The 24156-nt window shown below is 63.0% G+C and carries 31 protein-coding genes and 1 pseudogene; 11 read left to right on the top strand and 21 right to left on the bottom strand.

Features of this window, described 5'->3' with window-relative positions; genetic code table 11:
• Nucleotides 1-55: 55 nt before the first annotated feature.
• The gene (locus ACTJLD_RS01500) at nucleotides 56-1477 is read left to right on the top strand and encodes a M20 family metallopeptidase (protein ID WP_440657785.1); all 1422 of its coding nucleotides are present in this window, start codon (nucleotides 56-58) and stop codon (nucleotides 1475-1477) included.
• Between the two features lie 35 nt (nucleotides 1478-1512).
• Nucleotides 1513-2799, top strand: coding sequence for an MFS transporter (locus tag ACTJLD_RS01495; protein WP_060358163.1), 1287 nt, complete (start codon nucleotides 1513-1515; stop codon nucleotides 2797-2799).
• 77 nt (nucleotides 2800-2876) lie between these two features.
• Here the strand turns inward: ACTJLD_RS01495 and ACTJLD_RS01490 are convergent, their stop codons facing one another.
• Both ACTJLD_RS01490 and ACTJLD_RS01485 read right to left on the bottom strand, forming a co-directional pair.
• Complete coding sequence (locus ACTJLD_RS01490; RefSeq protein ID WP_059623479.1) at nucleotides 2877-3929, bottom strand: NADP(H)-dependent aldo-keto reductase; 1053 nt, start codon at nucleotides 3927-3929, stop codon at nucleotides 2877-2879.
• 147 nt (nucleotides 3930-4076) lie between these two features.
• Nucleotides 4077-4514 (bottom strand): PaaI family thioesterase, encoded by a 438-nt coding sequence (locus tag ACTJLD_RS01485; protein ID WP_059700144.1) that lies wholly within the window; start codon nucleotides 4512-4514, stop codon nucleotides 4077-4079.
• 169 nt (nucleotides 4515-4683) lie between these two features.
• On the opposite strand from ACTJLD_RS01485, the gene ACTJLD_RS01480 reads away from it, so the two are divergent.
• Both ACTJLD_RS01480 and ACTJLD_RS01475 read left to right on the top strand, forming a co-directional pair.
• Nucleotides 4684-5172: a winged helix-turn-helix transcriptional regulator gene (locus ACTJLD_RS01480; RefSeq protein WP_060084825.1), complete on the top strand. Its 489-nt coding sequence runs from the start codon at nucleotides 4684-4686 to the stop codon at nucleotides 5170-5172.
• Nucleotides 5173-5515: 343 nt separating this feature from the next.
• On the top strand, nucleotides 5516-6139 hold the full coding sequence (locus ACTJLD_RS01475; protein ID WP_060172125.1) for a phospholipase D family protein: 624 nt from the start codon (nucleotides 5516-5518) through the stop codon (nucleotides 6137-6139).
• A gap of 101 nt (nucleotides 6140-6240) precedes the next feature.
• Here the strand turns inward: ACTJLD_RS01475 and ACTJLD_RS01470 are convergent, their stop codons facing one another.
• On the bottom strand, nucleotides 6241-6468 hold the full coding sequence (locus tag ACTJLD_RS01470; protein WP_060196514.1) for a hypothetical protein: 228 nt from the start codon (nucleotides 6466-6468) through the stop codon (nucleotides 6241-6243).
• A 264-nt stretch (nucleotides 6469-6732) separates the two neighbouring features.
• On the opposite strand from ACTJLD_RS01470, the gene ACTJLD_RS01465 reads away from it, so the two are divergent.
• Complete coding sequence (locus ACTJLD_RS01465) at nucleotides 6733-7704, top strand: diguanylate cyclase domain-containing protein (RefSeq protein ID WP_440657781.1); 972 nt, start codon at nucleotides 6733-6735, stop codon at nucleotides 7702-7704.
• A 51-nt stretch (nucleotides 7705-7755) separates the two neighbouring features.
• On the opposite strand, the gene ACTJLD_RS01460 is transcribed toward ACTJLD_RS01465, so the two are convergent.
• The 5 genes from ACTJLD_RS01460 to ACTJLD_RS01440 all read right to left on the bottom strand — a co-directional run bounded on the left by ACTJLD_RS01460 (nucleotide 7756) and on the right by ACTJLD_RS01440 (nucleotide 10279).
• Complete coding sequence (locus tag ACTJLD_RS01460) at nucleotides 7756-8229, bottom strand: VOC family protein (protein ID WP_440657779.1); 474 nt, start codon at nucleotides 8227-8229, stop codon at nucleotides 7756-7758.
• A 157-nt stretch (nucleotides 8230-8386) separates the two neighbouring features.
• On the bottom strand, nucleotides 8387-8929 hold the full coding sequence (locus tag ACTJLD_RS01455; protein ID WP_440657950.1) for an aspartyl-tRNA synthetase: 543 nt from the start codon (nucleotides 8927-8929) through the stop codon (nucleotides 8387-8389).
• A 178-nt stretch (nucleotides 8930-9107) separates the two neighbouring features.
• Entirely contained in the window at nucleotides 9108-9350 is a 243-nt protein-coding gene (locus tag ACTJLD_RS01450; RefSeq protein ID WP_081052453.1) for a hypothetical protein, read from the bottom strand.
• 189 nt (nucleotides 9351-9539) lie between these two features.
• Complete coding sequence (locus ACTJLD_RS01445; RefSeq protein ID WP_048020799.1) at nucleotides 9540-9848, bottom strand: phosphatidylserine/phosphatidylglycerophosphate/cardiolipin synthase; 309 nt, start codon at nucleotides 9846-9848, stop codon at nucleotides 9540-9542.
• Nucleotides 9849-9895: 47 nt separating this feature from the next.
• Nucleotides 9896-10279 carry a VOC family protein gene (locus tag ACTJLD_RS01440; protein ID WP_048020670.1) on the bottom strand — a complete coding sequence of 128 codons (384 nt, stop codon included), beginning with the start codon at nucleotides 10277-10279 and terminating at the stop codon, nucleotides 9896-9898.
• Nucleotides 10280-10365: 86 nt separating this feature from the next.
• Here ACTJLD_RS01440 and ACTJLD_RS01435 point away from each other — a divergent pair, with 86 nt between their 5' ends.
• A complete protein-coding gene (locus tag ACTJLD_RS01435) occupies nucleotides 10366-11118 on the top strand; it encodes a DUF695 domain-containing protein (protein ID WP_440657776.1) in 753 nt (250 codons plus the stop codon).
• A gap of 86 nt (nucleotides 11119-11204) precedes the next feature.
• On the opposite strand, the gene ACTJLD_RS01430 is transcribed toward ACTJLD_RS01435, so the two are convergent.
• From ACTJLD_RS01430 to ACTJLD_RS01420, 3 genes are all read right to left on the bottom strand, one after another.
• The gene (locus ACTJLD_RS01430; protein ID WP_440657774.1) at nucleotides 11205-11435 is read right to left on the bottom strand and encodes a hypothetical protein; all 231 of its coding nucleotides are present in this window, start codon (nucleotides 11433-11435) and stop codon (nucleotides 11205-11207) included.
• Nucleotides 11436-11539: 104 nt separating this feature from the next.
• Entirely contained in the window at nucleotides 11540-12166 is a 627-nt protein-coding gene (locus ACTJLD_RS01425; protein ID WP_440657772.1) for a hypothetical protein, read from the bottom strand.
• 208 nt (nucleotides 12167-12374) lie between these two features.
• Nucleotides 12375-12806 carry a hypothetical protein gene (locus ACTJLD_RS01420; RefSeq protein ID WP_124532727.1) on the bottom strand — a complete coding sequence of 144 codons (432 nt, stop codon included), beginning with the start codon at nucleotides 12804-12806 and terminating at the stop codon, nucleotides 12375-12377.
• 287 nt (nucleotides 12807-13093) lie between these two features.
• Here ACTJLD_RS01420 and ACTJLD_RS01415 point away from each other — a divergent pair.
• Nucleotides 13094-13559 (top strand): annotated as a pseudogene (locus tag ACTJLD_RS01415) (plasmid fertility inhibition factor family protein).
• Between the two features lie 69 nt (nucleotides 13560-13628).
• Here ACTJLD_RS01415 and ACTJLD_RS01410 read toward each other — a convergent pair.
• On the bottom strand, nucleotides 13629-14144 hold the full coding sequence (locus ACTJLD_RS01410) for an N-acetyltransferase family protein (RefSeq protein ID WP_440657770.1): 516 nt from the start codon (nucleotides 14142-14144) through the stop codon (nucleotides 13629-13631).
• A 691-nt stretch (nucleotides 14145-14835) separates the two neighbouring features.
• On the opposite strand from ACTJLD_RS01410, the gene ACTJLD_RS01405 reads away from it, so the two are divergent.
• On the top strand, nucleotides 14836-15354 hold the full coding sequence (locus tag ACTJLD_RS01405) for a VUT family protein (RefSeq protein WP_027787503.1): 519 nt from the start codon (nucleotides 14836-14838) through the stop codon (nucleotides 15352-15354).
• Between the two features lie 250 nt (nucleotides 15355-15604).
• Here ACTJLD_RS01405 and ACTJLD_RS01400 read toward each other — a convergent pair whose 3' ends face one another.
• The 4 genes from ACTJLD_RS01400 to ACTJLD_RS01385 all read right to left on the bottom strand — a co-directional run bounded on the left by ACTJLD_RS01400 (nucleotide 15605) and on the right by ACTJLD_RS01385 (nucleotide 18293).
• Nucleotides 15605-16051, bottom strand: a complete 447-nt coding sequence (locus ACTJLD_RS01400) for a hypothetical protein (RefSeq protein ID WP_124918361.1) — start codon at nucleotides 16049-16051, stop codon at nucleotides 15605-15607.
• 828 nt (nucleotides 16052-16879) lie between these two features.
• A complete protein-coding gene (locus ACTJLD_RS01395) occupies nucleotides 16880-17152 on the bottom strand; it encodes a type II toxin-antitoxin system RelE family toxin (RefSeq protein ID WP_136470499.1) in 273 nt (90 codons plus the stop codon).
• Nucleotides 17103-17429, bottom strand: a complete 327-nt coding sequence (locus tag ACTJLD_RS01390; RefSeq protein ID WP_136470498.1) for a type II toxin-antitoxin system Phd/YefM family antitoxin — start codon at nucleotides 17427-17429, stop codon at nucleotides 17103-17105. The genes ACTJLD_RS01395 and ACTJLD_RS01390 overlap by 50 nt, the downstream gene beginning before the upstream one ends.
• A 168-nt stretch (nucleotides 17430-17597) precedes the next feature.
• Nucleotides 17598-18293 (bottom strand): SOS response-associated peptidase family protein, encoded by a 696-nt coding sequence (locus tag ACTJLD_RS01385; RefSeq protein ID WP_136470497.1) that lies wholly within the window; start codon nucleotides 18291-18293, stop codon nucleotides 17598-17600.
• Between the two features lie 81 nt (nucleotides 18294-18374).
• On the opposite strand from ACTJLD_RS01385, the gene ACTJLD_RS01380 reads away from it, so the two are divergent.
• Complete coding sequence (locus ACTJLD_RS01380; protein ID WP_272545852.1) at nucleotides 18375-18839, top strand: hypothetical protein; 465 nt, start codon at nucleotides 18375-18377, stop codon at nucleotides 18837-18839.
• 111 nt (nucleotides 18840-18950) lie between these two features.
• Nucleotides 18951-19172, top strand: a complete 222-nt coding sequence (locus ACTJLD_RS01375; protein ID WP_272545647.1) for a hypothetical protein — start codon at nucleotides 18951-18953, stop codon at nucleotides 19170-19172.
• On the opposite strand, the gene ACTJLD_RS01370 is transcribed toward ACTJLD_RS01375, so the two are convergent.
• From ACTJLD_RS01370 to ACTJLD_RS01355, 4 genes are read right to left on the bottom strand one after another with little or no spacing between them, the layout of a single operon-like run.
• The gene (locus ACTJLD_RS01370) at nucleotides 19157-19639 is read right to left on the bottom strand and encodes a DUF2514 family protein (RefSeq protein WP_440657766.1); all 483 of its coding nucleotides are present in this window, start codon (nucleotides 19637-19639) and stop codon (nucleotides 19157-19159) included. The genes ACTJLD_RS01375 and ACTJLD_RS01370 overlap by 16 nt on opposite strands.
• A complete protein-coding gene (locus tag ACTJLD_RS01365) occupies nucleotides 19636-20184 on the bottom strand; it encodes a hypothetical protein (protein WP_440657764.1) in 549 nt (182 codons plus the stop codon). Before ACTJLD_RS01365 ends, ACTJLD_RS01370 begins: the two co-directional genes overlap by 4 nt.
• Nucleotides 20181-20678 (bottom strand): lysozyme, encoded by a 498-nt coding sequence (locus ACTJLD_RS01360; RefSeq protein WP_440657762.1) that lies wholly within the window; start codon nucleotides 20676-20678, stop codon nucleotides 20181-20183. Before ACTJLD_RS01360 ends, ACTJLD_RS01365 begins: the two co-directional genes overlap by 4 nt.
• Nucleotides 20671-20853 carry a hypothetical protein gene (locus tag ACTJLD_RS01355; protein ID WP_027791743.1) on the bottom strand — a complete coding sequence of 61 codons (183 nt, stop codon included), beginning with the start codon at nucleotides 20851-20853 and terminating at the stop codon, nucleotides 20671-20673. The genes ACTJLD_RS01360 and ACTJLD_RS01355 overlap by 8 nt, the downstream gene beginning before the upstream one ends.
• Nucleotides 20854-20953: 100 nt before the next feature.
• Between ACTJLD_RS01355 and ACTJLD_RS01350 the strand changes: the two genes are divergently transcribed.
• Nucleotides 20954-21757, top strand: coding sequence for an SGNH/GDSL hydrolase family protein (locus ACTJLD_RS01350; RefSeq protein WP_158605826.1), 804 nt, complete (start codon nucleotides 20954-20956; stop codon nucleotides 21755-21757).
• A gap of 173 nt (nucleotides 21758-21930) precedes the next feature.
• On the opposite strand, the gene ACTJLD_RS01345 is transcribed toward ACTJLD_RS01350, so the two are convergent.
• Nucleotides 21931-24147: a hypothetical protein gene (locus tag ACTJLD_RS01345; RefSeq protein WP_440657759.1), complete on the bottom strand. Its 2217-nt coding sequence runs from the start codon at nucleotides 24145-24147 to the stop codon at nucleotides 21931-21933.
• Between the last annotated feature and the right edge of the window lie 9 nt (nucleotides 24148-24156).

Below are 24156 nucleotides of genomic sequence, written 5' to 3'. Positions count from 1 at the left end.
TCACGCTGCACGCACGATCCGCGGCGTGCAGCGAACCCGACAGAGGAGACACGACTTGAGCCGTACCGCCGCCATCCAGCACGCGCTGAACCAGTTCGAATCCGGTGCGTTCTTCACGACCCTGAGCCGCCGCGTCGGCTTGCGAACCGAAAGCCAGGAGAGCGGCAACGGTGCCGCGCTGCGCGCCTACCTGACCGACGAGATCGCACCCGAGGCCGCGCGCCTCGGCTTCACGTCGCGGATCGTCGACAATCCCGTCGACGGCGGCGGCCCGTTCCTGCTCGCATCGCGCCACGAAGACGATGCATTTCCGACCGTGCTGATCTACGGCCACGGCGACGTCGTGCGCGGCTACGACGCGCAGTGGCGCGCACCGCTGTCGCCGTGGACGCTGACGGCCGACGGTGACCGCTGGTACGGCCGCGGCAGCGCCGACAACAAGGGCCAGCACACCATCAACCTGGCCGCGCTGGCGAGCGTGCTCGATGCACGCGGCGGCCGGATGGGCTTCAACGCGAAGCTGCTGATCGAGATGGGCGAGGAAACGGGTTCGCCGGGCCTCGACGCACTGTGCCGTCAGGAGCGCGATGCGCTCGCGGCCGACGTGCTGATCGCGTCCGACGGCCCGCGCATCGCGGCCGCGCGCCCCACGGTGTTCCTCGGCTCGCGCGGCTCGGTCAATTTCAAGCTGAGCCTGCGCGCCCGTGACGGCGCGCATCACTCCGGCAACTGGGGCGGGCTGCTGCGCAATCCGGCGATCGTGCTCGCGCACGCACTCGCGAGCCTCGTCGACGCGCGCGGCGCGATTCGCGTCGCGGGGCTGCGTCCGCCGCCGATCCCGGCCGCCGTGCGCGAGGCGCTCGCCGATCTCTGCGTCGGCGGCGGCCCCGGCGATCCGGCGCTCGACGCCGGCTGGGGCGAGCCCGGCCTCACCGCGCCCGAACGCGTGTTCGGCTGGAACACGTTCGAGATCCTCGCATTCAAGGCCGGCAACCCCGAGCACCCCGTCAATGCGATCCCGCCCGCCGCGTATGCGCACTGCCAGTTGCGCTTCGTCGTCGGCACCGACTGGCAGGCGCTGCATGCGCACCTGCGCACGCACCTCGATGCGCACGGCTTCGCCGACATCGAGATCGACGTCGAGCGCGGTGCACCGGCGACGCGCGTGCCGCCGGACGATCCGTGGGTCCGCTGGGCCGTCGCGTCGCTGGCGCGGACCACCGGCAAGAAACCCGCGATCCTGCCGAATCTCGGCGGCACGCTGCCGAACGAAGTGTTCGCCGACACGCTCGGGCTGCCGACCCTGTGGGTACCCCATTCGTACCCCGCGTGCTCGCAGCACGCGCCCGACGAGCACCTGCTCGCGAGCGTCGTCAGCGAGGGGCTGCAAATGATGGCCGGCCTCTTCTGGGATCTCGGCGACGACGCCCCGACCGTTCGCCGCGCGGCGCCCGCCGCGGCCGGCGCCACCCTGTAACGCGCTTCGCCCCTTTCACGGGACCTGCCCACACGATGAACACGACCACCCTGACCTCGCAGGAAGCCGCCCACCCCAGCGCCGCGAAGATCCGGCGCATCATCTTCGCGGCGTCGATCGGCAACGCACTCGAATGGTTCGACCTGATCGTCTACGGCTTCTTCGCGGTGACGATCGCCAAGCTGTTCTTCCCCGCCACGAGCGAAGCGACGTCGCTGATGCTCACGCTCGGCACGTTCGGGCTGTCCTACCTGATCCGGCCGATCGGCGGCTTCGTGCTCGGCGCGTACGCGGATCGCGCGGGCCGCAAGGCGTCGCTGCTGCTGTCGATCGCGATGATGATGGCCGGCACGCTGCTGATCGCGTCGATGCCGACCTACGCATCGATCGGCATACTTGCGCCGCTCGGGATCATGCTGTCGCGGCTGATGCAGGGCTTTTCCGCGGGCGGCGAATTCGCGAGCTCGACCGCGTTCCTCGTCGAGCACGCGCCGCAGCGGCGCGGTTTCATGTCGAGCTGGCAGTTCGCGAGCCAGGGCCTCGCGACGCTGCTCGCGTCGGGCTTCGGTGCGCTGCTGACGTCCACGCTGACAACCGCGCAACTCGAAAGCTGGGGCTGGCGCGTGCCGTTCCTGTTCGGGCTCGCGATCGGCCCGGTCGGGCTGTACATCCGCCGTTACGTCGACGAAGGCGTCGAGTTCAAGACGCAGGCACGCTCGGAAGCGCCGGTGCGCGAACTGTTCGCGGATCAGAAGCTGCGGCTGCTGCTGTCGATCGGCGCGCTCGTGATCTCGACCGCGATCAACTACATGGTGCTGTACATGCCGACCTATGCGATCAAGCAGCTCGGCCTGCCCGCGTCGACGGGCTTCGCGGCGACGCTCGCGACCGGTTTCGTGCTCACGCTCGTCACGCCGGTCGTCGGCCACCTGTCCGATCGCACGGGGCGGATCCGCATGATGGCGGCCGCGGCCGTGCTGATGCTCGTCAGCGTGTGGCCGACGTTCGCCTGGCTCACGCGCCACGCGTCGTTCGCGACGATGCTCGCCGCACTGGTCTGGATCGGCGCGCTGAAGGCGATGTACTGCGGCGCGCTGCCGGCGCTGATGGCCGAGCTGTTCCCGTCGCAGACGCGCGCAACGGGGCTCGCGGTCAGCTACAACACGGGGGTCACGCTGTTCGGCGGCTTCGCGCCGTTCGTCATCACCTGGCTGATCAGCGCGACCGGCAACCGGCTGTCGCCGGCGCTCTACCTGATGGGGTGTGCGGTGCTGAGCCTCGTCGCGCTGTTCGTCGCGCGCACCCGGCTCAAGATGCGATAACGGAAGAAACGACGGCGCGGCGACGCGCCGCCGGTGCGGCCCGGCGCGGCATCGTCGCCGCGCGGGCCGCGCGCCGTTTACGGCGCCGGGTTCGGCTGCAGCTCGTGCAGTGCGTCGATCTCGGCGAGGATCTCGTCGGACAGCTTCACGTCGACGCTGCCGATGTTCTCCTTCAACTGCTCGAGCGACGTCGCGCCGACCAGGTTGCTGCGCACGAACGGCCGGCTGTTGACGAACGCCAGCGCGAGCTGCGCGGGCGACAGCCCGTGACGCCGCGCGAGCGCGACATAGCGCGACGTCGCCTCGACGGCCTGCGGCTTGCTGTAGCGCTGGAAACGCTCGAACAGCGTAATGCGCGCACCGGCCGGACGCGCACCGTTCTCGTACTTGCCGGACAGCCAGCCGAACGCGAGCGGCGAATACGCGAGCAGGCCGACGCCGTCACGATGCGTGAACTCCGACAGCCCGTTCTCGAACGTGCGATTCACCAGGCTGTACGGATTCTGGATGCTCGCGATACGCGGCAGCCCGAGCTTCTCGGCCGCGCGCAGGAACTGCGCGACGCCCCATGGCGTTTCGTTCGACACGCCGATCGCGCGTACCTTGCCGGCCTTCACGAATTCCGCGAGCACGCCGAGAGTTTCCTCGATCGGCACCGTGTAGGCGTCGTCGACCCACGGATAGGCGGGACGGCCGAACGTCGTCGTGCTGCGGTCGGGCCAGTGCAGCTGATAAAGATCGACGTAGTCGGTCTGCAGGCGCTTGAGGCTGCCGTCGAGCGCTTCGGTCAGGTTCTTCCGGTCGAACTGGTTGCCTTCGCCGCGAATATGGCGCGGATTGTGCGGCTGCCGCGCCGGCCCCGCGATTTTCGTCGCAAGCACGATGCGCTCGCGCTGCGCGCGATGCTGCGCGAGCCACGTGCCGATGTACTGTTCGGTGCGCCCCTGCGTATCGGGCTTCGGCGGCACCGGATACATCTCCGCGGCATCGATCAGCGTCACGCCTTGCCCGATCGCGTAGTCGATCTGCTCGTGCGCATCGCGCTCCGAATTCTGCTCGCCCCACGTCATCGTGCCGAGGCCGATCAGGCTGACCTCGATGCCCGAATCGCCGAGTGTGCGGTATTCCATGCTGTTCCTGTCGCGTCAGTGGAAAGCAAGAACGCTATCACATTGAAGCGACCGCTTCAGACAGGCGCCGCACACGCTTACAGGCGGCCTTCGGTGAAGGTGCGAGCGTTCACGCGCAGGGCCCGAACGAAGGCATAGCAGCCGCCGTTACTGCGGCCGCTGGATGAAACAGGTCGCCGACGCATGCGCGACGATCTTGTCGTCCGGCGTCTTCAGCGTGCCCTCGGCAACGCCCAGCGAACGCGACAGGTGAATCACGCGCCCTTCCGCAACCAGCTCGACGTCGCGCGGCACGGGCCGCAGCATCTTCACATGCAGATCGACCGTACCGTAGCCGACGCCCGCATCAAGCATCGAATGCACCGCACACCCCGTGACAGAATCGAGCACCGTCGCAGCGAACCCGCCGTGCACGCCGCCGAGCGGGTTCAGGTGCCGGCCGTCCGCCCGCGCCGAAAATTTCACATAACCGAGCTCGACGTCGAGCGGACGCATCGGGATCGTCTCGGTAATCGACGCGAGCGGCGCATCGCCCGATACCGCTGCGCGCAGCAGATCGAGACCAGACAGGGAAAGCGGGTTCATCGGGTTGTCTCCGGGTTGAAAGCGCGTCGCCGCGCGAGTAAGTTCCAAATTGGAACTAATTATTCACAACGATCACGGTCGTTGTCAACGTGGCCGGGCTCGTTGCATTCGAAGGCGGGTTCTATAATCGAGCCCGCTATTTCGCTGAACCGCCGCAAGAGACTCGACGATGAAATGGGATGACATCGGCACGCTGAACTGTTCGGTCGCGCGTACGCTTGCCGTGCTCGGCGACCGCTGGACCATGCTGATCCTCCGCAACGCGTTCCTCGGCTGCCGCCGCTTCGACGCGTTCCAGACCCAGCTCGGCGTCACACGCCATGTGCTGGCGGAGCGGCTCGCTCGGCTCGTCGACGAGGGCGTGCTGGCCAAGCGCGCTTATCAGGAACGCCCGCCGCGTTTCGAATATCGTTTGACGGACAAGGGCCTCGACCTCTATCCGACCCTGCTTGCGCTGACCGCATGGGGAGACCGCTGGAAAGACGACGGCCAGGGGCCGCCAGTGCAGTTGCGTCACCGTACCTGCGGCCATCTGATGCACGCGGTCACCGTATGCTCGGCGTGCGGCGAGCCGCTCGACGCGCGCGACGTGCAGCCGGAGCGTGGCCCCGGATGGGTCGCAGCCGAAGCTGCCGGAAGGGCTGCGGCCGAGGACTGACGCATCGCGCATACGGGAGCGCATACGGGAGCGCGTGACGCACACGGATCGTTCGTTGCGTTCGCGTTGCTGTCGCCGGTTCCAGCGAGCCTACCTGGTTGCACTCTCGCACGGCTTGCACGCCGACACCCTGCCGCCGCACGCGCATTCACGCGCTCCCATCGCCCCCATCCGCCGATCGCCCCGATCGCACACACGGATCCCGCACAACGCAACTTTGCGTCACCGCCGCTGCCATCGCCGGTCTTCGCGATGCGTCATCCCGTTGCATCCGCACGTGACCGGGCCGCCACGTGTGCGTTACACTCACGGCCCGCTGTCTCGAAATTATTCGCTGTCCAAGATGTTGTCGCGCAATCGCCTCGCCGCTGCCTGTCTCGCCGCCTCCCTGCTCGCCACACCGTTCACCGCTTTCGGCAAGACGCAAAGCGAATCGCTGCTCCAGCAGGCGATCGACTTCGTGTCGCAGTGGCTACCGGCCCCCACTCACGAAGCGCCCGCAACACAGGTCGTCGAATCGGCATTTTCGCCCGATGGCGGTGCCGAAGCGCTGGTGCTGAAAGCGATCGGCGCCGCGCGCAGTTCGATCCGCGTCGCCGCCTATTCGTTCACGTCGCCGCCCGTCACGCGCGCACTGCTCGCCGCCAAGCGACGCGGTGTGAATGTCGCGGTGGTGGTCGACGACAAGGGCAATCGCGCAAAGAGCAGCAAGCAGGCGTTGAACCTGCTCGTCAACGCAGGCATCCCGACACGCACGATCGACGCCTATGCGATCCATCACGACAAGTACCTCGTGATCGACGCCGAGCACGTCGAAACGGGCTCGTTCAACTACAGCGCGTCGGCGGCCAGCCGCAATTCCGAGAACGTCGTCGTGGTGTGGAACAACCCGCAACTCGCGTCGCGCTATCTCACGCACTGGCAAAGCCGTTTCGACCAGGGCACGCCGTACCGCTCCAGCTACTGACACGCGCCGCGCTCACCCCCGTGTTCGATCCGCCGTATTGCAGATGATCGGCGAGCGTCGCGCGAAGCTCAATTCGGCCGAATGGCCAACGCGTCGCCTGCTTAATGGATTTCAGCCGTCCGCCCCGTCGCGGCACCGGCCTGCGCCATCGGCGCGCAGCGATTCGCATGCGCACCCGCGCCGCGTGCCGACGACGTCGACAAGCCGCTGGCGCCTCCCGGCAGCGCGTTGCTCACACATACGACGCCGAACGCCAACGTGTTCTGGACCATCGGATAAAGCAGATACAGCGCAAACGCGAGATAGCCCGCGTACAGAATTCGAACCATGGTGGAGTGGAAGGCGATGAACGATTGGACTCGCCCTGTTTACGGCACTGCGCCGGGCACCTTGAGACGTCGCGCACCGGATTGCGCATCGGGGCGAAACGCGGGCCCATGACGCCCGCTTCTCACCGCATCTGCAACGATCCGGGCCAGGCCGAAACCGCCCGCTTCCGGATTGCCGGAATGGCGATGCGCCGCGCAATGCGCGATACTGTCCGGCATACGATCCCGTGACCGGCCTCGCAGCCGGGACAAAGGACACGACCCATGCAAATTGCACCGAAACCGGCCGACGAGGCGGCCCGGCTCGATACGCTTCATTCGCTCTCGATCCTCGACACGCCGCCCGAAGAACGGTTCGATCGCCTGACGCGTCTTGCACGCAGGCTGTTCGACGTGCCGATCGCACTCGTCAGCCTCGTCGACGACGATCGCCAGTGGTTCAAGAGCCATGCCGGGCTCGACGTCACGCAAACGTCGCGCGACGTGTCGTTCTGCTCCCATGCGCTGCTCGCGGGCAATACGATGGTGATCCAGGATGCGCTGAACGACGATCGCTTCCACGACAATCCACTCGTCACCGGCGCGCCCGGCATCCGCTTCTACGCCGGCCGGCCGCTCGCGGCGCCGAACGGCGCGCCCATCGGTACGCTGTGCCTGATCGACACGCGGCCGCGCTCGCTCGAACCCGACGAGCTCGCGCTGCTCGGCGATCTCGCCCACATGACCGAACGCGAGATCGCCGCGCTGCATTTCGCGACCACCGACGAGCTCACCCAGCTGACGAACCGCCGCGGCTTCGAGATCCTGGCCCGCCACGTGCTGAGCCTGTGCGATCGCCTGGGTCGTCACGCGGTGCTGCTGTTCTTCGACCTGAACGATTTCAAGGCGATCAACGACCGCTTCGGCCATGCCGAGGGCGACCGCGCGCTCAAGGCATTTGCCGACACGCTGACGGGCGCACTGCGCGACAGCGACGTGATCGCACGGCTTGGCGGCGACGAGTTCGTCGTGCTGCTGAGTGCCACCGATCCGGCCGACGTCGCCGAGCCGGTCGACCGCGTGACGCAGGCGCTTGCGCTGCGCAACACGGCCGACGCGCGCGGCTATGACATCCGGTTCAGCGTCGGGCACGTCGACTACGACCCCGCGCACCATCACGACGTGGCCGGCCTGCTCGCATCGGCCGACCAGCGGATGTACGAGCACAAGCAGCGCGGCAGGACGGCCGGCGCGTGAGCGCGGGCACATGCCGCCGCCCTGCCGTTCAACTGCGGTGGCGCGGCTGTGTCAGCTGCCGCACGGCGGCGCGCTGGCCATCGCCTCCGCGATCTGCTCGGGCGTCAGGTCGCGCTGGTGCGTTGCGAGCGACCAGCGATGTCCGAACGGATCCTCGACCTGTCCGTAGCGGTCGCCCCAGAACATGTCTGCGGCAGGAATCGTCACCGTCGCGCCGACCGCGACCGCCTTCGCGATCGCCGCGTCCGTATCAGGCACGTACAGGTGCAGGCAGACCGGCGTGCCTTTCAGGGCCTTCGGCCCGAGCGCGCCGTGTTCGGGCATTTCATCCACCAGCATCAGTGTCGAATCGCCAATCACGAGGCACGCGTGCGCGAGCCGGCCGTCAGGCATCGCCAGGCGAAACTGTTCGCTCGCATTGAACGCGCGCTTGTAGAAGTCGATGGCTGCGGCTGCGCCGGCGCAGATCAGGTGCGGCGTCAGCGTACGCATCCCTTCCGGGATCGGTTTGACGGACGTGGACATGGGTGTCGCTCCTTCGGTCGGTTGTCGTATCGGGATCGGGACGGACGCGCGATGCGCACGCCTCCGATGCTACGACGGACGACCCCGGCGGAAATCGACACGGCGCCCTGCATTTTTTTCTCGAGTATCAGGGCGCCCGGAGTCGCCGCATCGGGCGTCACCCGCCCGTTCGGTCGACCTCGTTGTCCGGCATGCCGAACTGCCGCCGACATGCCTCGAGCAGTCCTGCCACCGCATCGAGCGGAAGATCGGCAAACCGGGCAATCGGCAGCATCACGCCGCCCGGCACCCTGGTGCGCGACGAATGCGCCGAGAACTGGTAGGCGATGTAGCGATTGCCTGCGACGCTGATGATCCGGAATTCGGTGACATCACGCCATGGCGTGGCGGGTTGTTCGCGTACGCCTCCGATCAGCCTGAAACCCGTCTCGTCGACATGCAGCACCATCCTGCGTCGCGACGACACGAAGAAGGCGGCCCCCGCCAGCGCCAGCAATCCGGCCAGCGCCGCTACCGGCCAGAGTGCCGGAGCGGCCGCATAACCGCACAGGCTTGCCGCGGCCAGCACCATGCACGCGATCGCCCTTCTGTTCAGGCTCCGGCTGTCAACCGCCAGCGTCACCGGCAACTGGCCGATGATCGTTCCCGCGACCGGATCGACGTGCCAGCCGGAATCGATGGATTCAAGTGCGTCTTTCATTGTGCGATCGCTCACCTCGACGGCCGCCGGGTGAGCGAAGTTGGACACCCCGTCGATGCGCTGAAACGGTCGGCGTGCCGACGGGAAATGATCGTGATCGAAAAAGGTACGCATCGACGCACGGCAGCACGCACTCGTCCACGCGCAACGGGCAGTACCCGGCCGGCACCGGTCATATTCAGTTGCACACCTTGACGGTGCCGTTGGTCGTGCATTGACCGGTGGCCCAGTGACTCTGCCCTGCCAGATGAGGCGCCAGGCCGATGCCACGGATCGGCGCGGCTGGCGACGATGCCGGAACGGCTGCGGCCGCCGACGCGGTGTCGGGCGACGGCAGCGGAGGCGGCTCGGACGCCGTCTGGCAAGCCGACAGCGCCAGACAAAGCGCGGATGCCCACGGAGCGATGAGGGATCTGGACATGATCTCGTACGCGTTTGCGAAGTTCGCTTCCGGTAACGGCTCGCCGAAGATCGCGTGACCCGTCAAACCGTTCGGCACAACCGGCCATGCGGCACGACGATCGTCCAATACTACTCCTCGCGATCGACGTCGTGCGAGCTACCGTTCGGCCAGGTGCCGCCATTCATGCGACGGCGCATGCCGCTTCGGTCAGATTTGCGGCAGATCGCGCAACGTGCGCGATTCGTTCGTTGCATCGATGTCGAGCTCGATGCCTTCCGATGCATCGCGATACAGCACGCGTTTGAGCCGGGGCCCGATCGCGGTGGCGTCCGATGCCGAAAAGATTGCGCGGACATCGTTGCCGGACGCGAGCGCGCGCGCCACGTCCGCCACCGGCGCTTCGCTCGGCGTCGCCGCCCACGACCGGTCGGACGGATTCACGGCCGCCCAGCGCACGTGCGTCACGCGCGCGCTGAGCGGATCGATTCGCACACCATTCACCGCAAACATCGACATCGGCATCTCCTTCGAATATTTTTGCGGCCCGCCGCACCGATGCACGGTCACGGACGGCCCCAGATCTCGCAGACGTTTCCCGCCGGGTCCGCCACGGAAATCGCAACCGTGCCGTCGCCGTAGTCCCACTCGTTCAGGATGCCGACGCGGCACGACTCGAGCCGTGCGACGGCTTCCGACACATGCGCGACTTCGACGGCCAGCGCAATGCCGTGGCCGGTCGGTCGAAACTCCGGATACGGAAACCTGCCGCCGCTGCCGGTGTGAACGGTCAGCGTTGCTCCGCCCATCACGAAGCGGTGCCACGGATTCCCCGCGGCCGACACGCCTTCGGAGTGAACCGGCAGCGCAAGCGCCAGACGGTAGAAATCCACCACCGCCCGAAAGCGATCGTCTTCGACCGGCACCAGGATGCCCAGACTCGCGATCATGTGCGCCCCTCCGGTCAACGCGATTTTCGATGATACATTGGGACGCTTTACAACCGTCAACAGACAATCGTGCACGGGAGAAACACATGACCGACGCCTGGGGAACCTTCCCTGCCAGAATGGGCGACCATCAGGCTTTCATCAGCTTCAACCACGACTTTGCGGAAATCGCGGAAGGCGATCCGCGCACGTCGCTGCTCAGCGTGCGCGTCCCCTTTGCGCATCCGACGCCGGAAGGCCTGCCGACCGGCGACGAATTCGCCGACCTCGCGAAGATCGAGGACCTGCTGGACGCCACGATCACGGCGAAAGGTGGTGTGCAGGTCGGCCGCATCACCGTCGACGGCCATCGGGATTTCCTTTTCTACGTATCGCTCGACGAAGAGGCCGCGGCGGAGATCATCGACGCGCTGGCCGATCAGACGACCTACGCGTTGCAGTACGCGCACCAGGACGATCCGGACAAGGAAGCGTACTGGCAGACGCTCTACCCGACCGACGACGACCGGCAGATCATGCGCGACATGCGCGTGCTGGACGAATTGCGGAAGAAAGGCGACGCCGGCGATGTAAGCCGGCGCGTGATGCACTGGGCGTACTTCCCCGACCAGAGCGACGCGCATCAGTTCGCGGACTGGGCCGAAGCGAAAGGCTATCCGGTCGAATCGGTCGCCCCCACCGAGGACGGCAAGTCGGCCGTACGGTTCTCGCACGAGGGCACCATGGCACTGGCCGACATCACGCGCCATACGGTCGCGATCAATCGCGACGTACATTCGTTCGGAGGGGAATACGACGGATGGGAAACCAGCGTCGAACAGGCTGGCCGAGCGGGTTGACCTGCCCGCCGCAAGCGACGTGATGCAACGCATCCGGCGCAAAAAACATCCCGGCGGCATTGATGCGCGCCGCCGGGACCAAGGCATCACCGGCCGAAACCGGCGATGGGCCTGAGGGTTCGCTCAGGCACGAGGAAAGCGATACGTGCGGACCAGGCGATCGGATGCAGGAACACGCAACCGGTGCGATTGCGCTGCCCGCCGAACGCCTGTCCGGTTCCGCCGACGCGGCCTTGCGGCGTCGGACGGGCAAAAAGCCCCCGCTCCTGCGCGAGCGAGCGGGGAAATGGTTGACCGGGCCGGGGAAGAACGGTCAACCGGCCAGATTGTGAGCGCCGGCCGCGCAACGATCTGTGCGGCAACTCACCATTTGGTGACAATGCCGCGGCAACCGGCACGCTCGCGTGCCGCGCGGATCGCGTCACGGCCCGAGCGCGACGCCCGCGACCGGCGCGAGCAACACCACGATGACAGGCGACAGCACCACCGCCCCGATCATCATCACGCCGTCGGCCGCGAGCGTGACCGGGGTCGCGAGTACGCGCACGGCCTTGCCCGCCGTGGTGATGCGATCGGTGACGTCGATCTTGTACGAATGCGCAAACGACGACCACGTCTTGCCCTGTGCAAAATCATCGGCCAGATAACGCGAACCGGCCAGTTCCCCCTTCATCTCCAGATCCCTGCTCCCGCGCATCGTGAAGCCGTCCTCCAGCGCGCGGTCCCAGCCCTCGTCGGTCATATCGGCGCGACGGAGCCGGAGCCGGAACTTGCCCGAGATCTTGCTGCCCTGCGCGACGAATTCATAGAGCGACGCGTTGATCGACTTGCGGTAGGGCGATGCCAGCACGGCACCGAGGTGCTCGGGCATATCGAAGATGTAGTGATATTTCTCGCCGAGCACGACGAATTTCTTGCCGTCCTCGCTGACGAGAAATCGGTCGACCGTCTCTTCATATCGGCCATCTTCGAACAGCATTGCCGTGCAGCCTGTCAGGCCGGCGGCGACAACGATCGCGCCCGCCGTCAGCAGCGCTCTTCTTTTCATGTCTGGAATTTGATCTTGTTTTAATGCAAGCGGATATCTTCAGGCCCGGCGCAAGTCTCCGTTAAGTCGCGGCTGCTGTCAAAGCAGGTTTATTCTATTTTTCCGATCGACACGATTCAGGCTTCATTTTTTCTGCATCTTTTTTTAAACCATGTTTCGCGAACACAAGGGCCCGCGTCATGACAGCCGGGTTTCGTCCTCATACCGGTCAGCTGAAAAGCCATTCGGCAACCATCTCGATCCAGTCGAGATCGCTGGCGATGTCGATGACGGTTTCGCCGACGATTTCGGCAGTCGATGTGGTCGATGTGGTCGATGTCGTTGACGCGTTCGATGCAGTCGATGCGCCCGTCACCAACGCGCCGGCAACGACCACATTCGCCTTCGCCATTTCCGCGGAAGCACCCAATCCCGGAGCGGCCAGCCGCTCCAGCCAGTCGACGATATTGGCACGCGCATCCTCTTCATCCGCGAAATCATTCCGCTCGAGATAGCGGTCGAATACGGTCCACGCAAGTGTCTTGCTTCGCGAAGCGGATTCGAGATGCCAATCGACAACGCCCGTCCGACCGGACTCCCTGACTTCGAGCGTCGCGGTGAAACAGTAATCGAGATATTCGATCTCAAGTTTCGACGACATGGTTTTCTCCGGTCAATCCACCCTCTCTGTTCTTGTGATCATCCGCGCTTGCCGGGATTCGCGACACAGTGTGAATTCTGCATGAAATTCGCGCGACGGATCATTCCCGCTGGCGGGATCACGATATTCTCATAACCTGTCGATAACGATCGCCGACACATGACTGTACTTGATTTGCCCACCACTCCCCTCGGCGCTTTCCTGTACCGGGTATTGCCCTGCTTCGCCATCGCAATCGCACTGCTAAAATCCGGCCAAGACGGCCGCTTGCAATACCAGAGGAAAAAATGGCACTCGCCCGCGCACAACAAAATGGCGTAGAGGTCTGGATTGTCCAGCTTCCCGGGCACACTCCGTATGCCCATACGCACCTCAAGCGGGTATTCTCGTGCGACGATACACCGGGTCGTGACGATCGACCTGCCGAAACTGCTGGCATGTGCCGACCGGGACACGACGGACTACGTGTTGCCGCCTGTTCTTTACTGGGCCCCAGGAAAAGCCGCGGGCATTCGCGAATTCCTCGATCCTGAACAGGACAGGATTCCGGACATGCCGTACATCACGTTTCGCGAGACGAGAACGCGAACGCTGCTCGGCATCCCCGGGCTGTCGAAGGTCGGCGTCGCGTCGTTCCGGAACGGCCAGCATCGCGCGCGCTATCTTGCCTATGCAGGTGCAACGACCCTGCCCGTCGAAGTGCACGAGACGGAAGCCGATTTGCTCGTGCAGTACTGCGGCGTGTCACCGTGAAGTACGTTCGGCTTTCGCCCGGCGATGGCCGCGCATCATGCGGCCATTCGCTCGAATGTGGCCAGGTGGCTAGGCCTGTATCGCATAGATCCGGTCGGTGACTTCCGTCTGGCCGATGCGGCTCGTTTCGGTACCCGCCAGTTGCCATCCGTTGTGCTCGTAGAAACCGATCGCGCGCTCGTTGCCCGCCAATACCTTCAGATGGACCTGGTGCACGCCGAGCGTTCGCGCCCATGCACGGACGGCTTCGATCATGTGCTTGCCCGTGCCGCCTCCGTGATGCGAAGGATGGACGTGCAGGCAGTCGAGCAGCACGCCCAGCGCCGGATCGACGGGGCGCTCGGCACTGACGAACCCCACGGGCTCGCCGTCCGCCTCGGCGATCAGCACCAGGCCCCGCTCGTTTTCGTTGCGATCGAAATATTGCCGCCACCGAGTCGCATGTTCCGTCGGCACCTCGTCGGACAGGTAGGTCGCCGGCAAGATATGGCTGTATGCAGTTTGCCAGCTCAGCGTGTGCAGGCGGGCGATGTGCCGTGCGTCTTGCGCTGTCGCGGCACGCAGCGTGGCACGGGTTTCCGGCATCGGTGGTTACTCCTTCCACTTGTTCTCTTGATCGGGACGTCTCGCCGCGAAATATACCGCGTGGAGGCGCGCAAGGCTCAATGTCGCCACGCGCAGGTTATCGTCGCGTATCTTGCAAGTGCCGTCGCCGCACGTTGGCTCGTGATGTTTGCAGGCGCTCGCCTCCGTCACGCCTGACGCGATCGCGTCAGCAGTTGTCTGCCGGACGCCATGCAGGGTTCGTGCACCACTGCAGTTCGTTGCCAAAACAACGAGGCACAGGCAAAAAAAATCCCGACACTGTCATTGGCTGTCGGGATCGAACGGCCCTGCAAAGCATGAGGGCACGAGGAAGTCGATACGTTACACCAATGTAAGACTGTTGCGCGCTGTCGGCTCGCGCCAAGTCCCTGTCTCATTCCGCCATAAACGAAAAAAGCCTGCTCACGCGAAACGCGAGCAGGCAAGAAAGCGGATCAGCATTCGAGGCACGAGGGCTGTCCAGAAAAGATAACGGCACCGGGAGCGAGAACCTTAGTCGAAAAAGGAAATTGCGCAACATCACGTCGACTGAATACGGCCATACAATCTCGCGTCGACGATGGATTGCCGAATACCGGCGGCACTGTGGCGATATCCTGTCCAATCGGCCATGTATGGCAAACTTCGGCTCCGAATCGACGCAGCGCGCACTCTTTACCGCAGGGGAATCATGTACGTCTTGATCTATATCGCAGCGGTCGCCGTCGCCAACCTGATGGTCGCTCATTTCGGGCCGGCTGCTACACCGATCATCGCGTTCCTGCTGATCGGCCTCGATCTCGCGATTCGAGACCGGCTACACCTCGATTGGCGAGGCCGCGCGCTTTGGTCGCGAATGTTTGCGTTGATCGCGGCCGCCGGTGTCGTCAGTTATGCACTCAATCCCGCCGCCAAGGAAATCGCCGTCGCGTCCCTGGTGGCGTTCGGTTCGGCAGCCGTGGCGAGCGCAGTCGTGTTTCAACTCGCACGTCGCTTTCCGATACTGGCGCGCGCAAACGGCGCGAACGTCGCGGGTGCCGCTGTCGACTCCATCATCTTTCCGCTTATTGCGTTCGGGGCCGTGTTTCCGACGATCGCCGCGCTGCAGTTCGTCGCCAAGGTGGCTGGCGGCGCCTTGTGGTCGTGGGTGGTATTTCGAAACACTCGATCGGCTCAGGCGGGAATCGCGAGCAATGTGGTCGATCGTTGAGGACGGGTTTGCTTTTCGCGGCATTCGCTACGTTCGAATGCGCGTCTGACCGGACGCGCAAAAACAACAATCCCACTCGGTCGCACCATACCCCATCGCCATGCGCTTGCCGTCCGAATAGCGGCGACGACGTTTTGATAGATGAAGGCCGGAGCGCATCCAGCATCTTGCGCCAGCTTCAGCGCCTGACTCACCTGCTCAAGAAAGGGAAACAGCGCGGTGACGTTGCGAGGAGGACGCGGATCGGAACCTATCGGGCGGGAACCCTGGCCAAGCGTCTTACAAGCAGTGCTGCAAACACCTCCAGCTGATACACGATCGCCACGACGTTGCACGCGATGAGGGCAAAGTCACCAAAATCCACCGGATGCATGTGATAACCGATTCGGTGGTTATCGATGATTTTTTCGAACGAGGCAATGGCCGACGGCAAGCTGACGACGCTCCCGCAGATCAATAGAACGCTGACTCCCGCAACGTGTTTGATTCGCGCCTTTTGCGGCAAAACGCAAGTTGCGAGAAGCAAGCCGATGCCGCCTGCGGTGGAAAAAAGAAAAGACCATGCTATAGGCCAATCCACGGTCCAATCCAGCAAAAAATGGATAAACACAAGCCACGACAAGATCAGCAGGGGCATCGCCGGCGCGACTCCAGCGAGCAGATAAAACGACGCCCTCACCACCCCGAGAGTCGTCATGACCGTAATCTTTGGCCTTGAATCGGTTTGCCGTTCCGTTGTCTGGGCAACGGGTTTACTCTTTGACCGCATGGATTCCCCGAGAAGCCTCGAATTCCAAATCCTGTGGAGCCCATCAATTTACCGTAGAACGCCGCTCCGCCAATAGCGCGCGCAAAACGCAACCGGAAATTTGACCGCCCGCTCCTTTCGGCGCATTGGCGCGGCTGCGTTCATTCACTCGGATTCCCGGCACCGCAATTTTCGACTGCACGAAGTACGACACTCGGCATGTCTACGCGATCGCGATACCGTTGGCCGGAATGACCCGCTCGTGTGAGCGATACAGCTCAAGCACGACACCGAGTTGTTCCCGACTGGATGCGCAAAATGGATGGATGGCGAGCAGAACGCTCTGGAGGGAGACGACGAGGCTCGAATCGACGCTATTGCGCCTGATTGCCTCCCGCAAAGCAAAACAGGCGCCTAGGCGCCTGTTTTGTTAATGCATTCGGTGGGGTGGCTGATGGGACTCGAACCCACGACGACAGGAATCACAATCCTTATACAATTTCCTTATATTTCATGGCGTTAGGCAAGAACATTGGAATATATGGTGTCGCGAGAGCCTTGTTTGGCGCGGCGAAAATCCCTCATCTTCCAGAGAAATCCGCCTCATCCCGCTGCCGTCGACTCAGTCGCGGTGTTTTCCCCTGGGTTAAAGCCGAGGCACAGCATGCGCGGTCTCGACGTTTGACGGCGCCGCCCGCATCGCCCCCTATCTTCAAAGCAATGCTGGGACCCAGAAAAACAAAGAAGCCCGCTCAAAGCGGGCCTCAGTCCAGCAACCTATTTCGAACGTTCCCAAGCGCTGTACACGTCGCCATCGTTTCGCTTACCGACGACAAGAACCTCGACACTATTGTCATCGAACGAATAAATGACGCGATATTCCCCGACATCGAGTCGCCGTTCACCGCGGGGGGCACCCCGAAGCTTCTGACTGTCGTGTGGCTCGGGATTCGACAAAAGCGCGAGAATCGCCGAGACAACTTGACGATACTGCTTTGCGTCAAGTTTGCTGATGGCCTTGAGGGCCTGTTTTGTTGGTTTCAGGTTCATCTATGGTGTTCCTATGTACCGCAAGGAACGCCTTGACCTCTTCATCACTCGCGAAACCTTCCGCGCGAGCAGCGTCAGCTCGTAGCAGCCAGAGTTGATCCTCGAGCTCTTGGAGTCGCTCGCGCATTCCATCGAAATCCCTTTTCGACACAACATACGCAGTCAAGCGGTCGTGACGAGTGATGCCAACAGGATGCCCGAGTGCTTCATCCAAGACCTCGCCGAAGCGAGTCTTAGCGTCCCTCGCGCTGAAAGTCACGAGGGATTCATACGACATTGCCTTCTCCTTGTTTACCTATCGGTTCGGCTATTGACTGATAGGGTGGCCGCGAAGCGAGTTGTCGCTTCTTTAACAGCCCCGTTCGCCTGGTTCATTCCCCGCAATGAGCGACGGTGATCACATCATAGCACATTAACCATAAAAGTTCAAAGTGGTCATTTTGATCTAAATTAGTCCAGTCGGACCATCGGAGTAAGGCTCCGCCGCCATGTCCTCCGCCGGATACGGTTGCAGCATCGCGCGCGCGGCCTCGATGTTCGACGTCGTCAGCCATTCCTCCCAGTCGTCCGGGTGCAGGATCACGACAGCCCGCTTCTCGTCGTCTGGCTTGTGCATCCGAGAAAAAATCGGGTGCCCATCCCCGTTGACCGTGATCATCGACATCGTGTGATGCTCAGCCCCGTCCGGGCTCGTCAGCGTCCGCCAGATGCCGGCGACGCACATCGTTCGCCAGTCGGTCAACCCGATCCGGTGCCACACGTTCTTCCCCGTCTCGTAGCACGGCTCGTAGATCCAGTCGGCCGGGATCAGGCAGCGGCGCCCGGCGCGCCAGGCCGGCCCGTACAACGGTGACTTCCCAAGGTTGTCGTCGCGCACGTTCATGGTGCTGCGCATGATCGGCGGTTTCCGGCCCTGCTCCTTCGCCTTTTCGATGTTGGCCTTCTGCAGCGCTCGCGGCCAGAAGCCGAAGCCGGCCGCCAATGGTCTGAGCTTTCCGTCGACATTCGCGACGATCGGCGCGAGGTAGTCCTGGTAGATCTCCGGCTTCCACGGGAAGTCGCGGTACAGGTCGCTGAACGGCTCGATCCTCAGTTCGCGGATCTCGTAGTCCTCGTGCGGCGCTCGGTAGTTTGTACACATCGCCCGTCCCCATTTTTCCGGCCTTGACTAGGGTAGCTTATCGCGAAATATACTGTGTTTTTATACAGTGGTGATGACGTGATCAAGCCGGAGTGGGCTTACATCTGGGAGTACGGGTTCCAAGGCGACAAGACGCGCCGGAGGACGCCTATCGAGCTCACGAAGCAGGAATTTGAACTGTGGATCGATCAGGACGAGAGGTCGACGTTCTTGAGCTCGTGCACGCCGATCGAGGCCACCCGGATTGATCGCAACCGCGTGCCGCTCACGGATCCGCGCTTCAAGTTGAAGCCCAAGATGCCGGAATTTGATGCGCCGACCGATGCCGAGCTGCGAGCCCTATGGCGCGAGTACACGGACCTTCAGGTACGCTGGCTCATCCTCGAGATTCTTGCTCTTCGAAAATCGCTGGACAGGGTTCAGGAGTGGTTCGATTACGTCGACAAGAACGTCGCGGATCGCGGAGAGCTCGGCGGTGGGAATGGAAAATTTCAGGAGCTGCGCCACCTTCTCAGGAAGGAAAAGGGACGCGCCGGGATGATGTGACGCGCAGCAACCATGGCTGCGAGCGCGTCGACACCAATACGCGGAAAGAATCAGTGCGATGGCGCCGTCAAGACGTCGCGATCGCGCACACGGTAAGATGCGATCGTTACTTTGACCGTCCTTCTATCGATGCGCGAGTTCGCTTTCCAGTTGGGATCGTTTGTGCTCTACGCCGCAATTCTGGCCGGTGCCGCATACCTCGGTGTGAAGATAAGCAAAATGACCGGACGCGGCTGGCTTGGGATCCTCTCTGGCGTTCTGATCTTCGGCACAGTCGGTACCCTTCTGGCGCTGCATGGCTTGCCCGCACCAGGCGGTTACGGCGCCGACTGATTGTTCAACGCGTCGTAGTCGCGCTCGCACTGCTGGCCGGCGATACGGGCGCGGTCAGCGTACTCTGCCAAGTCGCCCGCGCGCTGGTCAGCGCGGCCGAGCACGTCGGCAAGCAGATCGAGGGCGTCGCCGGCTGCCGGGCTTCCGGTGGTAGCGGCGGGATGGCGGGCGGCTGCGACGAGCTGGTCGACGCGCTGCTGCAGGCTGCCAGCGGCAGCACGAGCAGCAAAAGCATCCGCCAGCGCGGCCGTGCGTTGTTGGTTCGCATCGTTTGCGATCTCCTGTTGTGCCGCGGTGCGGCGTTGTTCCTCGGCGCGCGCGGCCGCGACGGCGTCGAGCTGTGCCTTCTGCGCGGCCACGACCGTCGCGCGCGCACCGTCGGCGTGGCCCTTGAAGTAGCCGCCGGCGAGGCCGACGACAGCCACCACAATGACGGCCAGCCAAACACGTGGATCGAACCAGGTCATTTCGGCTCCTTCGCGTGCAGTTGCTTCAGCTCGTCCGGCGAGTAGACGAAGCCCGGCAGCAGGAACGCCTGCACGCTCCAGACGGGATCGCTTTCCTCGTGCCGGCCGTGATCCTTGCCCCGGTGATGGAGCGCGCACAGCAGCAGTTGGTTGTAGGTCGAGTCGACGAACGCCTCCGGCCGCGCCGGATCGAACGCCTCCCAGTCAAAGCCCTGCGTCAGCCGGGTCACGTCCCAGACCGGATGCTGGCGCGGGATGGGCACGATGCGCTGCAGCTTGTGGCTGAACATCGTGTCGACCTGGTTCAGTGCGACGCCGCGGATCCACTTCCAGTCGATCGCATGCGAGAACGCCCACTCGAAGAACCGGTGGTGCGACTCGACGGCCTGGTCGTCACCGCAGACTGCGCAAACGTAGCCGCCCGCCGCCTTCATCGCGCGCTTGCTCGCGCGGAACGTCGGCGACTCGGCGCGCGGCTCGTGATCGGGATAGAAGACGTCCTCGGCAAGCGTGCGCCGCGTCTCGTGAGTTTTCGTGGTCGTCATAGATCGCGCTCGCACAGTGCACGCTCTTCAGCGCGCCGTTTAACCAGACCCGGGAGTACGCGGCCGCCGGCCGTCACCCACTGCGGCCGCCCGTTGTCCGCCTCGTTCATCGCGCGGCACGCGCCCTTCCAGTCCCCGGCGTTGAATCGCTTCGCCGTCGTGCTGCCGCAGTACGCACCGGCGCCCACGTTGTAGGCAAAGCTCACGGCAGCCGCGAGCTGGTTCGTGTGCCCCTTCAGGCCCGGCGTGCACTTCAGCACCGGCTCGGCATGCTCGATGAGCCGCTGCTCCAGGCGCGCGTGGCACTCCGCCGGCGTGAATCGCTGCCCGGCGTGCACATCCTTCGTGTCGCCGTTGCACGCCGTGATGATCCCGATCGGATCGGGCCGCGCGACGAGCTCGAGCCCCTCGAATTTCGGGACCATGAAAAAAAGAAGGGCTGCCGCAGCAGCCCCTACAACGCTGGCAAGCGTCTTCTTCGGAACGTTAACCATCGAGCAATGCCCTCTTCCCTTTGTTCTTGACCAGGTAGTACGCCTGCAGCCCTATGTACGCGATGGTCGCGACGGCTACCCACCAGTTGATGTCGTGGCTCGTAAGCCATAACCAGAGATTGCCGCCAACCGCCGGCACAGCCTTTGCTGCGCTCGCAACGACCTCGCTCTTCATCAAGCCCCCGTAATGAAAAAGCCGCCCCGAAGGCGGCTGGTAATAACTCGTTACGCCCATTGTTGGCCTTTACATGCGCCAGTTCCAACGGAGAAAAACCATGTCAGGTATTATTTCGTCGTTAAAAAATAGCGACTTGAGGGAATTAATGGCACGCGGCTTTGTTGGCTCAATACTTTCTGCACTGCTCCTGTCTTGCGCAGCTTGCGGCGGCGGTGATGGATCGTCGGCCTATGCCGCAACCCCTGCTACGCAAGAGCAGAAGTCTGTACTGATCGAAGCATATGGCGACAGCACTACGCTCGGCGCCCAAACAGTCGACGGAGTTTTGACGACTACGCAAAACAGCGAGCCTGCGCAGCTGCAAGCCCTTCTTCAGCAGCGCTTCGGAACGTCTGTCACCGTAAAAAACGAAGGCGTCGGCGGAACGCAAGCATTTCAGCTCCTCTCGGGAACTGACGGGAAACATCCGGAATGGAAAATCCAGATGGAGCAATCGAAGGCCCAGGTAGTATTGTTGAACTTCGCGCTCAACGACTTCTACTACTGGAAAGCTCCACAGCCTGGGGCTTATGAGGCATCGCCGAGCGAGTACGCGAAGATTCTCGGATACCTCATCCAGACCGCCCGAGACGCAGGGAAGATCGTGGTACTACAGGAACCCAACCCCACCTGCAAGCAGCCCGATCCCGGCACGATTATTCAGTATGTTGAAGCACTTCGATCAGAAGCTGCACTTCAAAATGCCCCGCTCGTCGCTCAATTCGAGTTCGATCAGACAACCCCGGATTGGAAAAGCATGATGACCGATTGCGCGCATCCCGACGATCAGCTCTACGGAATCAAAGCCAAACAGACATTCTCCGTTGTCGAGCCGATCGTGGAATCGATCATTGGTCGCTAACCAATTCGATTACTCCCGATGGAAACTGAGCAGCATACGAGATCCATCGGGAGTCCGTTTCATCAACGAGCCCTTGATGAGGCCACACCTCAATATCCTGTGCGCATCCGAAAGAAGCGACGATCGTCGTTTCGGCTTCGTCAGAGAAAGCGACATTGATTTTCATATGTTCCTCAGAATGAGTATGCGCAGATATTGACCACGAAGTTCAATGTCCCGGCGGACACGCCCGCGCGATAGTAAAGCGTTTGAGGAGTCACAATCGGGATCTTCGGAAATGAGGTTGTCAAGGAGCCACTTGCTGTTGGACTCGTCGTGCCAATGGCCACACGACCGACTTCAATAGAGCTTCCACATACGACACCATTTGTTCCCGCACCTGCCGATGACGACGAGATCGTATAGTCCCCTCGGCAAAATCGTGCATTGGGGGGCAGCGCAGCTGCCGCCGAAAAAGACGTCAACGATGCCTGAGCCGTCGATGTTGAGAGGACAGTGTTATTCCCTATCCCGACTTCACGATCGAGCTGCAGGCCAGGGACGAACTGCCCGTTCCCGTTCGTCGGCCAAACGCTGACGAGCGCCGTTGCTGCGATACCAGCCGGTGCATTGGAGCCGCCATATACGCTTCCAAGAACGGTTGAGGTGGCATTGCTTGCGAACAATTTGCGAGCGCCAGTGGACGGGTTGTAACCTGCATATAGACCGACATATCCCGACACAGGGGCCGATCCGGTATCCATCCCCGTCGTCGCGAGGTTGATCGCCTCGTTGAAGTTCGCGAGCTTGTAGGCCACGCCACCGAGCGCTGTTTCGACGACAACCTCATCGGCGGTGAACGTCGCCGATGTGCTTGCCACAGGGACGCCCATTGCGGCGTTGCGCATCGAGCCGACAACGGCGCCACTTGCTCGCTGCACGAAAGCCGTAGTCGCAAGCCTCGTGCTGTTGTCTCCAGCAGCAGCAGTCGTTCCAAACTGGTTGAACAACTCCCCAGCTACGTCCCACTTCATGCTGCTTTCGTTAATCAGCTCGAAGAAGCCGTACACACCAACAGCGAATGTGTAAGTGTCGGCCCCGCTAGTAGGCACGTTCATTTGCCCGGTTTTGTTCGCCGCAAGAACGGAAGCAATCGGCCCTGCGTACTTGAACACACGGATTACGGATCCGCCAGGAAAGGCGGTGGCATCCGGCAAAGTCAACGTGCCGTTGCCGTCCCAAGTAATCATCGCCCCGATGTCAATGGCACTTAGGGTAGCGTTGCCGACATATCCTCTCGCAGACCGATAATTACCGAGGGCCTGCTGAACAAACGCGGTCGTCGCAAGCTTGTTCGAATTATCGAACTGCGGCGACGTCGTTCCGAGAACCGTCGTGTAGCTTGACAGGTACCACGCGCCAGTATTGCTGACGAACTGAGCTTGCTCGCCCGCGTTCAGAGCGAACGTGTTCGACAAGCCTCCGACCTGGCTGTTGATGTTCTCGGTTCCGTTCCCCTTAACGGTCATGCCGACCGGAGTGCCGATGGTGATTGTTGCCCCATTGGGAACGCCAGCGACAGGCGGCAACGTCAAAGTTATACCTGCGCCGTATGCCCAAATGAATGCTCCGACGTGGCCGCCGTTCAACGATGCCGTGGCATTGATACCTTGAATACCCGAAAACGCCGCGCCGGATTGCTTCACGAACGCTGTCGTAGCAATGCGCGAGCTGTTGTCGTACTGCGCCGGTGTTTGCGCAATGGGGCTGCGCGTATAGTGGCTGACGATGGTCCAGTTCGATCCATCGGAAACGAGTTCAACCGTCGCTCCGACGTCAATTAAAAACGTCGATGCTCCCATCGCTTGGTTGTAGATGTTCGCCGAGGGCGTCGCGATGGTGACCGACGTGCTGTTATTTGTGACGTTTGTGATCGTGTACGTGAGATTGATAGTCGTCGGCGCAGGCAACGTGATTGTGGATGGCCCGCTTCCACCAGCCTGTATCCACGATCCCGTGTCGGAAGCCGCAAGGGTGCCGGACCCTACGACGTACTTTCGAGTTTGAAAATTCCCGCCGGCCCGCTGAACAAATGCAGTAGTCGCAAGTTTCGCGGTGTTGTCGAACTGCGGAGCCGTGATCCCAGCCGCGTTGATCGCTGCTTGCAAGTTCGCCAGGAGCGTCGCGATCGTGCCATCGTCGACCGAGTTCTGGCCGGAAAAGTTAGCGGTGAACTGCGCCAGCACCGCCGCCATGATCGAGCTCTGGCGCCACACCTTGTTGAGCTGCGCCGACAGCGCGGTGCCGGACTGAAATCCCGACAGACGGGCCGCCAGCGCCGCGTACGTCGCCTGGTCGATAACGTTCGGGGAGCTGCCCCCACCGAACACTAGAAAGTCGTTCGTTGCCATCAATGCTCC

Source organism: Burkholderia sp. 22088, from assembly GCF_052045915.1.
GTDB classification, from domain to species: domain Bacteria; phylum Pseudomonadota; class Gammaproteobacteria; order Burkholderiales; family Burkholderiaceae; genus Burkholderia; species Burkholderia cepacia.
This window is presented reverse-complemented; position numbering and strand designations above follow the sequence as displayed.